We start from the raw sequence: 12,424 nt of genomic DNA, 5'->3' as shown, positions 1-12,424 counted from the left end.
CATAATGGGGCTGTTTTTTCTTGTATCTATTTTGTTTTATTTGTGAGAATACTATGCAACAGCCCTGGTACAAACAATTCTGGCCTTGGTTTTTAATTTTTCTCCCTATGTGCGCAGTCACCGGTAGTTTCGTTACGCTTGGTCTATTTACGAAAAATAGTGTCGATTTGGTTTCTGAAAATTACTATAAAGAAGGTAAAGGCATTAATGTTGATCTAACTAGAATACATGTTGCAAAAGGCTTCAAACTTAATGCTAGTGTTATTTCAACTCCTAGAGGCGTGAGTTTTAAGTTAGACAAAGGTAAACTCGATCTTTACCCTGCTTTAAAAGTCTCATTTACTCACCGAACTCTCCCTGATCGTGATTTCGAACGTACTCTTAGTTCTGATGCTCATGGTAATTATCGACTTAACTTATCTACACCATTACAAGGCCCTTGGTTCATTAAACTAGAACCACATAACAAAGAATGGATTATCCAAGGGAAAATTGAATTTCCTACCAAAACATCAACCGTTTTACTGGATTAAGGCGTAAAAATGTCTGCTCGTTCGACGCATAAAGTGTGTTATCACTGTCATGATGATGTACCTGCTAATACTAATTTTAACGTTGAAATACTTGGGCAGATTCGCCCTATGTGTTGCCCGGGATGTCAATCAGTTGCACAAACTATCGTAGAGAGTGGTTTAGTTTCTTATTATCAATATCGCACCACTTCTGCTGAGAAAGTAGAGATGGTCCCTGAGCAACTGAAAAAGCTCATCCATTATGATAATGAAGATGTTCAGAAAGAGTTTGTTCGAAACACTGAAAACATATCTGAGGTTACCCTGTCACTAGACGGTGTGTCTTGTGCTGCTTGTGCCTGGCTTATCGAAAAGCAGTTAATGTCTGACTCTAGCGTTGTTTTAATTCGAGTTAATATCACCACTAACCGAGCCATATTACGTTGGGATAATTCTAAAATTCATTTAAGTGAGTTATTAAAAAATATTCATCAATTGGGATATAAAGCTGCACCGTTTGAGCCTAATCATCATGAAGAAAGCTACCACCAAATGATGAAACAGTATCTTTATCGCTTGGGTGTTGCAGGTTTAGCAACAATGCAAGTTATGATGCTCGCTATTGCACTTTATTTTGAAGTATTCTCTGATCTTGATGGTGAGTTTAAACAGTTTTTAAGAGTTGTCAGTTTGATCTTCGCAACACCTGTACTGCTCTATTCAGCTCAGCCTTTCTATATTAATGCTTGGCGTAGTTTAAAGGCCAAGACGCTAGGCATGGATGTTCCCGTATCTATTGCACTTATCTTTGCTTATGTTTCAAGTTTATGGGCTACCGTGGCGGGCAAAGGTGAGGTATTTTTTGAATCGATCTCCATGTTTACCTTCTTTTTATTGGTAGGTCGTTTTTTAGAAATGCGCGCACGTCGTAAAGCAGCCACCGCCAGCGCAAATTTATTGAAACTAGTGCCAGCGATGGCAAGGAAGTTAGACGGAAGTCAGATCCCGGTTCGAAGTTTAACCATTGGTGATGTTATTCGAGTATTACCAGGGGAACATATTCCTGCCGATGGGCAGATTGTCGTCGGTACCACACAAATTGATGAATCCATGCTTACGGGAGAATCTATTCCCGTGTTAAAGCAACACCATGATTTTGTTTATGCTGGTACCATGAATGTTGGCGAATCTTTTGAGTTGGAAGTGACTTGTCACAAAGCTGATTCTGTCATTTCCAATATTGTAAGACTGCAAGATGAGGCTCAGTTATCAAAGCCTAAAATTGCAGAAATTGCCGATCATATTGCTAAGTATTTTGTTGCGGTCATTTTGGTGCTCGCTGGCGCAACTTGGCTTTATTGGCATCAACATCAACCAGATGAAGCATTTTGGATTATGTTGTCGGTACTCGTGGCAACTTGTCCATGTGCTTTATCTCTTGCTACCCCTACAGCAGTGACTTGCTCAACCTCAAAGCTGGGAAGCCTAGGTATTTTATTGCGTAAAGGTCATGTGTTTGAAACCCTATGCCAAGTAAATCATATCGTATTGGATAAAACCGGCACCCTGACGGAAGGTAATATTGAGATTAGTGATACCGAACTTTTAGACTCTCAGTATACTAATTCTCAAGTGCTAGCGATTGCTGCTGCGTTAGAGCAGCATGCTAACCACCCAATCTCAAAGGCGTTCCAGAAATATTCATCCGAAAAAGTCACGATAGAAAATGTTTCTAACGTTATTGGTTCTGGTGTCTCTGGACTGTATTTAAATGATGTTTGGCATATTGGAACCTTATCTTTTGCCTTAAATATAGATGGACGAGAGTTAGAACAGTCACAAGCATCTTCGGTTTATTTATCTTGTAATCACCGTTTGGTTGCACGTTTTGAGTATACTGACCCTATACGTAAAGAAAGCCTAAGTTTTATTAAGCAATTACAAAATGCCAATATTGATATTACTCTATTGACGGGAGACTCAAAGCTAAATACTCAAAAAGTCGCTTCAGCATTGGGTATCACTCAATATCAATGCTCAGCTAAACCTGAAGACAAATTAGCTTATCTACAGTCTCTTCATAAGCATAGTGTTACCTTAATGATTGGTGATGGTATTAATGATGCGCCCACCCTAGCAGGTGCTCACCTTTCTGTCGCCATGGGTAGTGGTTCAGATGTGGCAAAATCATCAGCAGATATGGTTCTACTCGGCGATAGGTTGGATAAAGTACTTGAAGCTAGAGAGCTAGCCATTCAAACTCGTGGTATTATCCGACAAAATTTAGCTTGGGCACTAGGTTATAATGCCTTAATTCTTCCATTGGCTATTATGGGGTTCATTGCTCCTTATTTTGCCGTTATTGGTATGTCTGCAAGTTCCATTATTGTAGTGACCAACTCACTTAGATTGTTGAAGTAATAAGGTTCTTGAAATGGCCAGTTTGTACTTGTTAATTCCAATTGCCATCATATTTGTTTGTATCGCAGTGGCTTTGTTTGTATGGGCAGTAAAAACGGATCAATTTGATGATCTCGATCGTCAAGGGCATAGTATCTTATTTGATGATAACGATGACCTTGATGATAAAATCGTAAAGCCTACTGAAAAGAAAGAGAAAGTAAAATGAGTTCGGATTGGTTAGCGGCTTTTCTAATCGGTTTATTAGGCGCTGGTCATTGCATGGGGATGTGTGGTGGTATCGCTTCTTTAATGAACTTAGGGCAAGTTTCAACAAAGAGGCAGTGGCTGAACCCCCTTTTTTATAATATTGGACGTTTATCTAGTTATGCTTTAATAGGAGCGATAATTGGAGGCTCTATTTCAACCATTTCGTCTTACTCTGGAATCAACGCTCCTCTCAATTGGTTACGTCTTTTATCTGCCGTGTTCATGTTACTACTGGCTTTATATATTGGGCAATGGTGGAATGGTCTGATATGGGTAGAAAAAGTAGGTCAAAGACTTTGGAAGTATATTGCACCATTCGGTCAAAAGCTACTTCCTATTAAACACCCTATTTATGCACTTCCCTTTGGTTTCATTTGGGGATGGCTTCCATGTGGCTTAGTCTATTCTATGTTGACTTGGTCTGCTGCAGCTGGGAATTCAATAAATGGTGCTTTGATCATGCTGGCATTCGGTTTGGGAACACTACCATTGATGCTTGCGGTTGGTGTGAGTGCGACTCAGTTCAATCAGCTAATAAAATCCTTACTATTTAGACGCCTTGGGGCCACGGTTTTATTGGCTTACGCCTTATTTCAGTTGTATCAAGGAGTTATCCGTCTACTGTAATATCTGATGATTTTATGCTGTCCTTTAGTAGTATGAGATGCTAAAATATTGATGTATATCAATTAAAACTGCTCGGTATTTTATGATTTCAGATAACGCAAAAACGAAACGGGTCCAATCTGGTGGTTGTGCTATTCATTGCCAGGACTGCAGTATCAGCCAATTATGTATTCCATATTCATTAAATGATGATGAACTGGATCAACTTGATGAAATTATCGAGCGAAAAAAGCCGGTCCAAAAAGGACAAGAAATTTTTAAAGCAGGTGATGAACTAAAATCACTTTATGCAATTCGTTCTGGCACGATAAAAAGTTACACTATCACGGAACAAGGTGATGAACAAATCACGGCTTTCCACCTTGCTGGTGATTTAGTTGGCTTTGATGCGATTAATAATAATGCTCATCCAAGTTTTGCTCAAGCATTAGAGACCTCAATGGTTTGTGAAATCCCCTATGAAACGTTAGATGAACTTTCAGGTCAAATGCCAAAGTTGCGCCAACAAATTATGCGTTTAATGAGTAATGAAATTAAAGGCGATCAAGATATGATCTTGCTATTGTCTAAGAAGAATGCTGAAGAACGTTTAGCGGCATTCTTATATAATTTATCAACTCGATTCTCGCAACGTGGTTTCTCTCCTCGTGAATTCCGATTAACCATGACTCGTGGTGATATTGGTAACTACCTAGGATTAACCGTTGAAACGATTAGTCGCTTACTCGGCCGTTTCCAAAAGAGCGATATTTTAAGTGTTAAAGGTAAGTATATTACGATTATCAATCATGACGTACTGCAAAAACTTGCTGGTTTTGCTGAAGAATAAAAATTAGATATTTAATTTATGATTAAGCCGCTAAGTTTCATATTTAGCGGCTTTTTTCTTTCTAAAATCAAGCTTATGTCACTAATAATTATCTGCAAATTCAGCTAAAGTTAAACTAATACCAATGGATTTCTTTTGCTGAAAGAATCAAAATCTAGGCATGTTGTACCCTTGGTATACTTTGATCTATCGTTAGATCAAATGAGTTAAGGAAGGGAGAGCTTATTATGAATTCATACAAAAACATTTTGGTGGTCGCTGATGTTAATAATGTTGAACAATCAGCATTAGCGCGTGCATTTCAAATTGTTCGAGATTTACCGAACCCCGCTCCAATCACATTTTTTCTATCTATTTATGATTTTTCATATGACATGACATCTATGCTCTCTTCTGAAGAGCGTGATGCAATGAGACGCGGTGTTATTCAACAACGTGAAGGTTGGATGAAAGAAGTTGCGCAACCTTATTTGAAAGCTGGTGTTGAACTTAATATTAAAGTGGTTTGGCATCACCGCCCATATGAAGCCATTATTGGTGAAGTGTTCTCTGGTGGTTATGATATTGTTTTGAAAACCACACGTCAGCACGATGTTCTTGAATCGGTATTCTTTACACCAACAGATTGGCATTTATTACGTAAGTGTCCATGCCCTGTACTACTCGTTAAAAATCATGATTGGCCAGTCAATGGCAACATTATTGCATCAGTTCATGTCGGTTCGGAAAACACTACCCATACCGTACTTAATGAAAGCATGGTAGAGCAAGGTTTCAAATTTTCGAAGCAACTGAATGCCGAACTATTCCTTGTTAACTCATACCCTGTGACACCAGCAAATATTACAGTGGAGTTACCTGAGTTTGATCCGACATCTTATACTGACGCAGTGCGTGGTTTTCATTTAACGGCAATGAAAGCGTTGCGCCAAAAGTATGGTATTGATGAAGAGCATACTAGGGTGAATGAAGGCTTGCCAGAAGATGTTATTCCAAAAGCGGCCAAAGAGCTTGATGTTGGTTTGGTTATTTTAGGAACCACAGGTAGAACCGGTCTATCCGCTGTGTTTATTGGTAATACAGCAGAGAACGTCATTGATAAGATAAACTGTGATGTGTTGGCACTGAAACCAGAAGGCTTTATTAGTCCACTCGATCCCAATTAAGAGTCAATAATACACCATTAAATTGGATATCAGACGGCAAGAGCAACCCTTTCGAGTGTTGCTCTTTTGTCATTTGTGAGTATGATACGGCCTTTATTTATGCAGCACCTATCAGCTTTAAAAACTCTATGCTTTTTAAAAGCGCCATGATTTTTTAAAATAATAGGTACTTGGCAACACCATCAAGCAACGCTTGAGACCAGTAAAGGCAAAGCACCATGAATTCAGATCAAAATACTGTTGAAGAACTTGAGAAAACAGCGAAAAAGAAAGCTGAGCAGTATAATTTTAATAAGTTACAGAAGCGTATTCGTCGTAATACAGGTCAAGCTATTGCTGACTTTAATATGATTGAAGATGGCGATCGTATCATGGTGTGCCTCTCTGGCGGTAAAGATAGTTTCACTATGTTAGATATTTTGATGAGCCTACAAAAAAGTGCGCCCGTTAATTTTGAGCTTGTAGCGGTGAACCTAGATCAAAAGCAACCTGGATTTCCTGATCATATTTTACCAGCATATCTTAAATCTCTAGGTATCGAATACAAGATAGTTGAAGAAGATACTTATTCAATCGTTCAAGATAAGATCCCTGAAGGTAAAACGACCTGCTCACTTTGTTCTCGTCTACGTCGTGGTATTTTATATCGTACCGCTAATGAAATTGGTGCGACTAAAATTGCACTAGGTCATCACCGTGACGATATCTTGGAAACGTTATTTTTAAACATGTTCCATGGCGGAAAAATGAAAGCAATGCCACCTAAATTGGTATCGGATAATGGTGAACATGTGGTGATCCGCCCTCTTGCTTACTGCCGTGAAAAAGACATCATTAAGTTTTCAGCGATGCGTGACTACCCAATTATTCCTTGTAATTTATGTGGCTCACAACCTAACTTGCAGCGCCAAAATATTAAGCAAATGCTTAACGAATGGGATAAGCGTTTCCCTGGCCGTATCGAGACAATGTTCAAAGCGGTGCAAAATGTGGTACCTAGCCACTTAGCCGATCACAATTTGTTTGATTTTAAATCGATTGACCGTGATTCAGGTGTAATCAATGGTGGTGATATTGGGTTTGATAAAGAAGCATTACCTGAAAACTCAGTATCGTCAGAAGATGCTATTGAGTTTGATCCTAGCTTACAGCTTGATGTCACGAATATTTAATCTCGACCATACTTAGCCTAAGCTACCGGTAACTAAAAAAAGAGCCAAACAATTCGATATTGTTTAGCTCTTTTTTTATCTTATAAACTACTCTACTGGTTACTTTTCGAGTAAAGGTAATGCCCTAAAAGTAGCTTGTGGCAGTAATAACGATTCATCTTCAGATAGTTTAGCTAAACTTACTTTCGCTTTTCCGTCATCGATTGGGAATGTATTGCCTTTAGAGGTTTGAATGACGCCTTGTTTTAGCCCACCAAACTCTAATGTTAATCCAATCACTTTTGGTGCAAACCAACTTGAAAACATTCCACCTAGATCATCGAGCATCTTGCTCATTTGTGGCAATAGTTGCTCAATATCTTGATAAGAAACTTCACCGGAAAGTGGCTGTTTAGTCATCACTACCATAGAGAAGTCACAGGTCTTGCCTTGCTCTGCATTGACATAGATTAAAGGACCAACCTGTCGCAAGTTGTTATCAAGTGGCACGATAAGCTCTTGAGATGGTGGAATAACAAACTCTTCATAATGTTTGTCTTTTTCCATCCAAGCTTTATCAATGTTACATAAACGAGAAGTTTGATGTTCTTGAAAAAAGAACGCGACTTTTACATCGGGATGCCCTTCTTCAAGGTTATTCTTCATTTGTGTATAGAGCTTAGAATAATTAAAACGATACTGCTCAGCATGCACAGGTAACGCTAAAATGGAAGCGTATAAAGCGACAACTATTCCAATATGACGAATGTTAATCATTATTTATCCGTCCAAAACTCAGAATTATGTTTAATCATAGATTGCAGGTCATCAACATAATCTGGTCCACGCTCAGAGTAATTCAACAAGCCATTCGTTAACTCTAATGCTGTTGCTTGAGATTTTAAATCTTGTTCATCACTGGCTAATTTCGCTCTGATATCACGAAGTTCTTTATATGCGTTATTACGGTTCACATTCATAAAGTACGCGTGGATAGATTGTTGTGGAGAATCGAATTTAGCTACCTCATGAGTCGCTCCTTCAACACGATGTAAAGGCACTAATCCACAACCTTTAACATAGCACCATTGCCCAAAAAAGTTGTTGCCTTCTTTAGCAAATCTTGAGGTTCCCCATGCAGATTCATTCGCTGCTTGAGTTAATACTAGTGACTGCGGTAAAACATTAACGCGATTAAGCATTGTGTCCAACCAAGTTTCATCAATACCCGCTTCAGGGATAGCTAATTCATAATCTCCAGCCAATTGTTTTGCTTTTGATGGTACTGACGTGAAATCGCCATCTTCAAATTGTTTTTTAATATCCAATAGAGCATGACGTTCTTCCATAATACGAGCATTTTCTTTTGCAATCCCAGGACGAAGCTCGTCAAAGAATTTTTTCTTTTTAAGGTGAGTATCGTCGACCGGCATTGGCGCTTTGGGTTTAGTCGCGCTCTCAGTTGCCTGCTCCCTGTTGGTATCAGGTTGTTGATTATAATGATTTTGAAAAAAGTAAACCGCCCAAAACGACAGGATCGCTAAGGTCATAATGATTTTTTTCTTCATGCGTCAAATACCTGTGATTGTTTATTATTGCTAGGAGGCGTGCCGTTGCCCCCTGAGTTGATTATTTTCATTTTAATTCCAAACATATCGCGATAGATGATGCCTTTAACATGAAAGAAAAATGGTAGAACAAGGATAAAGCCGATCCCATAGAATAGTGCTGCGGCAAAAAACATAATGAGAATCAAAGCATACACTGCCGAAACAGTCAGAATTTTCTTATTAACGGCTCGGAAAGACAACAATAACGACCGAATAGGTGTCATTCTTTTTTCACACACCAGAAAAACAGAGTTACTAAAAGTCATTGAAATGTATAAAGATAAGAAAGGTAAAACCGCCCCTGCTAAACCTTGAAGAATTAACCCCATCAGCGTGACAAGCATCACCGGGATAGTAAAGTGTAATCCTTTAAAGATATGGTTTGTTTTGGTTTTAAAGCCCGTAGCATGACTCATCGCCATTAAACACACGCCGGCATACAATGGCGCACTGATAATTTCATAGCTAAAATTGGCGATGATGACAGATTGAATGATGTTTTCGATTTGGGTCGAGTCTGCACTACCATCAAGTAAAGTAAAGAGGATGCTGGTATCCCCTAACTGTAATTTTAAAGCAATCATAAAAATCGCTATTTGCAAAATAATTAAAACCACAATTGTTGGTGAAAATGACAAGAAGTTCTTTATTGTCAGTTGCCAGGCTTCTTTAATAATATTGGTTGCTTTTAGTTCATATTGTCCTGATAGCGCGGTCTCTATATTGCCACCGATATTAAACACTTTGTCTACTTTATCATTCATAAAATGGGGATCCAGGATCTCTTACTAGCATAATTGTGGCTCATTATACTCAAGACATCTTAATATGCGAGTTTGTGTCTATTTCATTTTGTAAAAGCATAAATTAATCAACTACTATTACCTTGTCGTGATTCTTTTTTGTATATCAGATATGAATAGATGATAATTAATAACGCTATGGCAAAAAATGCTATGAATTACACTTAATGGCGACTATGATTCGCCCTCAAATTTTTGTGTCTAACATCGCTGTTCTTTCTTGGGAGAAATACAGAAATTGAAAGTTGAATCTACTCAAACTCCTACCGTTATCCAACTGACTGGTATCAGCAAAAGTTTTGATGGTAAATCCATCATTGAAAATTTAGATCTTAATGTTAATCATGGTGAGTTCTTAACTATTTTAGGTCCTTCTGGTTGTGGTAAAACAACGGTATTAAGAATGATTGCAGGTTTTGAAATGGTTGATTCCGGCAAGATTCTACTGGCAAATGAAAATGTGACCGAACAGCCACCAGAACAAAGACACGTTAATACTGTATTCCAAAGTTACGCACTTTTTCCTCACATGACCGTTTTTGAAAATGTTGCTTTTGGTTTGCGTATGCAAAAAGTAGCACAAACGGAAATTGATTCTCGAGTTGAAGAAGCCCTCAAAATGGTTCGATTAGAATCCATGGCGCAACGCAAACCTCACCAACTTTCTGGTGGTCAACAGCAGCGCATTGCGATTGCGCGTGCAGTGGTGAATAAGCCTAAAGTACTGCTGCTCGATGAATCATTATCTGCTTTAGATTACAAACTTCGTAAGCAAATGCAGTTAGAACTAAAACAACTGCAGCGTCAGCTTGGTATTACCTTTATTTTTGTTACTCACGATCAAGAAGAAGCGCTCTCAATGTCTGATCGTATTATTGTTATGCGTGATGGTGTGATTGAACAAGATGGCTCACCACGTGAAATTTATGAAGAGCCAAAAAACCTATTTGTCGCAAGCTTTATTGGTGAGATTAATACCTTTGAAGCCAAAGTAGTGAAGCGCAATGATGAGAAGACAATAACTGCTTTAATCGAAGGTATTGAATGCTCGGTACACTACAACCACCCTGTCCAACCTGGTCAAAATCTGAATGTTCTTCTTCGTCCCGAAGATATACGCATTGAAGAGATAAAAGAATCTGAAGATATTGGTATTGTTGGGCATGTAAAAGAACGTACTTATAAAGGGATGACTTTAGATTCCGTGGTTGAACTTGAATCAGGAATGCGTGTGATGGTCAGTGAATTTTTTAACGAAGATGATCCTGATGTGGATCACTCGATTGGCCAGAAAGTGTCGATTACTTGGGTAGAAAGTTGGGAAGTTGTTTTACCACAAGATGGCGATTCTCATACTAACCATGAAGAAACAGAGTAATGCAAATGAAGAAATTAAATCTTCAAAACAGTATAGTACTTGTTATTGTTTCATGGCTGATGCTGTTTGTTTTCATTCCAAATTTGATGATTATCATTACCAGTTTTTTAACGCGTGATGAAGCTAATTTAATCGAGTTAACCTTTACGTTAAGTAACTATACCCGTTTGCTTGATCCGCTTTATGCCAAAGTCATGTTGCATTCATTGTACATGGCAGTTGTCGCAACGGGTTTGTGTTTACTGATTGGTTACCCTTTTGCTTATATTGTCGCAAAAATGCCGGTCAAAATTCGTCCATTTATGTTGTTTATGGTCATAGTACCATTTTGGACCAATTCACTCATTCGTACTTACGGCTTAAAAATTGTGCTAGGTACTCAAGGTATTGTGAATAAAAGCTTAATAGCGATAGGTTTGATTGAGCATCCAATACGTATTATGTATACCGAAACAGCAGTAATGATAGGTCTAGTCTACATCCTACTTCCTTTCATGATTTTGCCTTTGTATTCAGCGATTGAAAAACTAGATCACACTTACATTGAAGCGGCAAGAGATCTCGGAGCTAATAAGGTACAAACTCTATTAAAGGTCGTCTTACCCCTTACTATGCCTGGTATTATTGGAGGTTGTTTATTAGTACTACTTCCTGCTTTAGGTATGTTCTACGTTTCGGACCTACTAGGTGGTGCGAAAAACTTATTGATTGGTAATGTAATTAAGAGTCAAGTGCTCAATGCTCGTGATTGGCCATTTGGTGCTGCCACGAGTATCGCATTAACCCTAGTGATGGCATTGATGCTTTATGCCTATTATCGTGCGGGTAAACTATTGAATAAAAAAGTGGAGTTAGACTGATGAAAAAGTCTGTTGGTGGAACGGTTGCCAAGTCTAGCTTTATGAGTTTGGTCTACCTGTTTTTATATCTACCTATTATTGTTTTGATTGTAAATTCATTTAATGCCAGTAAATTTGGTATTAAATGGGGCGGCTTTACGACTAAGTGGTATAGCGATTTAATGAATAATGACAGCTTAATTCAAGCGGCTGGTCATTCAATCACGGTGGCAGTATTTTCTGCGACAGCGGCAACCATTATTGGTAGCTTAACGGCTGTCGCGCTGTTTCGATATCAATTTAAAGGGAAAGGTGCGGTTAACGGCCTACTGTTTGTGGTCATGATGTCGCCAGATATTGTAATGGCGATTTCACTGCTTGCTTTGTTCTTGGTAGTAGGTTTCCAACTGGGGTTAATTACCCTGCTTATTTCACACATTACCTTTTGTTTACCATTTGTTGTGGTGACAGTTTATAGTCGATTAAAAGGTTTTGATGTGAAGATGCTCGAAGCAGCAAAAGACTTAGGTGCCAGTGAATGGATTATTCTAAAACGTATCATTTTGCCTTTGGCTAAACCTGCGGTTGCTGCTGGTTGGTTGTTGAGTTTTACTTTATCGCTTGATGACGTGATTATCAGCTCTTTTGTGACGGGACCAAGCTATGAAATTCTACCATTGAAAATTTACTCTATGGTTAAAGTCGGTATTTCTCCAGAAGTTAATGCTCTTGCAACCGTGATGCTAGTCGTCTCTTTAATGTTAGTTATGTGCTCACAGGCTTTAGCTCGAGATAAAGTAAAGTAAAACTAACAGATGTGATCAAATAAATAGCCTGCT

At 38.5% G+C, this 12,424-nt stretch carries 13 protein-coding genes; 10 read left to right on the top strand and 3 right to left on the bottom strand.

The genetic code is table 11. From position 1 onward, the window contains the following. Positions 1 to 53 precede the first annotated feature (53 nt). The 7 genes from ACE3G9_RS02420 (at position 54) to ttcA (ending at position 6,976) form a co-directional block, all read left to right on the top strand. Positions 54 to 533 carry a FixH family protein gene (locus ACE3G9_RS02420; RefSeq protein ID WP_417881176.1) on the top strand — a complete coding sequence of 160 codons (480 nt, stop codon included), beginning with the start codon at positions 54 to 56 and terminating at the stop codon, positions 531 to 533. Positions 534 to 542: 9 nt separating this feature from the next. Then, the gene (locus tag ACE3G9_RS02415) at positions 543 to 2,933 is read left to right on the top strand and encodes a heavy metal translocating P-type ATPase (RefSeq protein WP_449218384.1); all 2,391 of its coding nucleotides are present in this window, start codon (positions 543 to 545) and stop codon (positions 2,931 to 2,933) included. Between the two features lie 13 nt (positions 2,934 to 2,946). Continuing rightward, entirely contained in the window at positions 2,947 to 3,141 is a 195-nt protein-coding gene (ccoS, locus tag ACE3G9_RS02410; RefSeq protein ID WP_417881178.1) for a cbb3-type cytochrome oxidase assembly protein CcoS, read from the top strand. Next, complete coding sequence (locus ACE3G9_RS02405; RefSeq protein ID WP_449218383.1) at positions 3,138 to 3,809, top strand: sulfite exporter TauE/SafE family protein; 672 nt, start codon at positions 3,138 to 3,140, stop codon at positions 3,807 to 3,809. Before ccoS ends, ACE3G9_RS02405 begins: the two co-directional genes overlap by 4 nt. Positions 3,810 to 3,891: 82 nt before the next feature. Then, positions 3,892 to 4,638: an FNR family transcription factor gene (locus ACE3G9_RS02400; RefSeq protein ID WP_417881180.1), complete on the top strand. Its 747-nt coding sequence runs from the start codon at positions 3,892 to 3,894 to the stop codon at positions 4,636 to 4,638. A gap of 227 nt (positions 4,639 to 4,865) precedes the next feature. Then, a complete protein-coding gene (gene uspE, locus ACE3G9_RS02395; RefSeq protein ID WP_449218382.1) occupies positions 4,866 to 5,804 on the top strand; it encodes a universal stress protein UspE in 939 nt (312 codons plus the stop codon). 218 nt (positions 5,805 to 6,022) lie between these two features. After that, positions 6,023 to 6,976 carry a tRNA 2-thiocytidine(32) synthetase TtcA gene (ttcA, locus tag ACE3G9_RS02390; protein ID WP_417881182.1) on the top strand — a complete coding sequence of 318 codons (954 nt, stop codon included), beginning with the start codon at positions 6,023 to 6,025 and terminating at the stop codon, positions 6,974 to 6,976. Positions 6,977 to 7,075: 99 nt separating this feature from the next. Here the strand turns inward: ttcA and ACE3G9_RS02385 are convergent, their stop codons facing one another. The 3 genes from ACE3G9_RS02385 to ACE3G9_RS02375 are packed head-to-tail and all read right to left on the bottom strand — an operon-like array spanning position 7,076 to position 9,329. Then, positions 7,076 to 7,732 (bottom strand): DUF2987 domain-containing protein, encoded by a 657-nt coding sequence (locus tag ACE3G9_RS02385; RefSeq protein WP_449218381.1) that lies wholly within the window; start codon positions 7,730 to 7,732, stop codon positions 7,076 to 7,078. After that, positions 7,732 to 8,523 (bottom strand): glucosaminidase domain-containing protein, encoded by a 792-nt coding sequence (locus tag ACE3G9_RS02380; protein WP_449218380.1) that lies wholly within the window; start codon positions 8,521 to 8,523, stop codon positions 7,732 to 7,734. The genes ACE3G9_RS02385 and ACE3G9_RS02380 overlap by 1 nt, the downstream gene beginning before the upstream one ends. After that, positions 8,520 to 9,329 (bottom strand): hypothetical protein, encoded by an 810-nt coding sequence (locus ACE3G9_RS02375; protein WP_417881185.1) that lies wholly within the window; start codon positions 9,327 to 9,329, stop codon positions 8,520 to 8,522. The genes ACE3G9_RS02380 and ACE3G9_RS02375 overlap by 4 nt, the downstream gene beginning before the upstream one ends. 259 nt (positions 9,330 to 9,588) lie before the next feature. Here ACE3G9_RS02375 and potA point away from each other — a divergent pair, with 259 nt between their 5' ends. The 3 genes from potA to potC are packed head-to-tail and all read left to right on the top strand — an operon-like array spanning position 9,589 to position 12,391. Then, complete coding sequence (potA, locus tag ACE3G9_RS02370) at positions 9,589 to 10,746, top strand: spermidine/putrescine ABC transporter ATP-binding protein PotA (protein ID WP_449218379.1); 1,158 nt, start codon at positions 9,589 to 9,591, stop codon at positions 10,744 to 10,746. After that, a complete protein-coding gene (potB, locus tag ACE3G9_RS02365) occupies positions 10,746 to 11,606 on the top strand; it encodes a spermidine/putrescine ABC transporter permease PotB (protein ID WP_417881187.1) in 861 nt (286 codons plus the stop codon). The genes potA and potB overlap by 1 nt, the downstream gene beginning before the upstream one ends. Further along, positions 11,606 to 12,391, top strand: coding sequence for a spermidine/putrescine ABC transporter permease PotC (gene potC / locus ACE3G9_RS02360; protein WP_237294198.1), 786 nt, complete (start codon positions 11,606 to 11,608; stop codon positions 12,389 to 12,391). The genes potB and potC overlap by 1 nt, the downstream gene beginning before the upstream one ends. The last annotated feature ends 33 nt before the right edge of the window (positions 12,392 to 12,424 follow it).

The organism is Vibrio sp. E150_018 (genome assembly GCF_053544035.1).
The sequence above is the reverse complement of the archived record's forward strand: the minus strand, read 5'-3'. Positions and strand labels throughout refer to the sequence as shown.

Bases quoted from the DNA above. Each gene is read 5' to 3' on its own strand.
- ACE3G9_RS02420 (WP_417881176.1), top strand. From the start codon at position 54: ATGCAACAGCCCTGGTACAAACAATTCTGGCCTTGGTTTTTAATTTTT.
- ACE3G9_RS02415 (WP_449218384.1), top strand. From the start codon at position 543: ATGTCTGCTCGTTCGACGCATAAAGTGTGTTATCACTGTCATGATGAT.
- ccoS (WP_417881178.1), top strand. From the start codon at position 2,947: ATGGCCAGTTTGTACTTGTTAATTCCAATTGCCATCATATTTGTTTGT.
- ACE3G9_RS02405 (WP_449218383.1), top strand. From the start codon at position 3,138: ATGAGTTCGGATTGGTTAGCGGCTTTTCTAATCGGTTTATTAGGCGCT.
- ACE3G9_RS02400 (WP_417881180.1), top strand. From the start codon at position 3,892: ATGATTTCAGATAACGCAAAAACGAAACGGGTCCAATCTGGTGGTTGT.
- uspE (WP_449218382.1), top strand. From the start codon at position 4,866: ATGAATTCATACAAAAACATTTTGGTGGTCGCTGATGTTAATAATGTT.
- ttcA (WP_417881182.1), top strand. From the start codon at position 6,023: ATGAATTCAGATCAAAATACTGTTGAAGAACTTGAGAAAACAGCGAAA.
- ACE3G9_RS02385 (WP_449218381.1), bottom strand. From the start codon at position 7,732: ATGATTAACATTCGTCATATTGGAATAGTTGTCGCTTTATACGCTTCC.
- ACE3G9_RS02380 (WP_449218380.1), bottom strand. From the start codon at position 8,523: ATGAAGAAAAAAATCATTATGACCTTAGCGATCCTGTCGTTTTGGGCG.
- ACE3G9_RS02375 (WP_417881185.1), bottom strand. From the start codon at position 9,329: ATGAATGATAAAGTAGACAAAGTGTTTAATATCGGTGGCAATATAGAG.
- potB (WP_417881187.1), top strand. From the start codon at position 10,746: ATGCAAATGAAGAAATTAAATCTTCAAAACAGTATAGTACTTGTTATT.
- potC (WP_237294198.1), top strand. From the start codon at position 11,606: ATGAAAAAGTCTGTTGGTGGAACGGTTGCCAAGTCTAGCTTTATGAGT.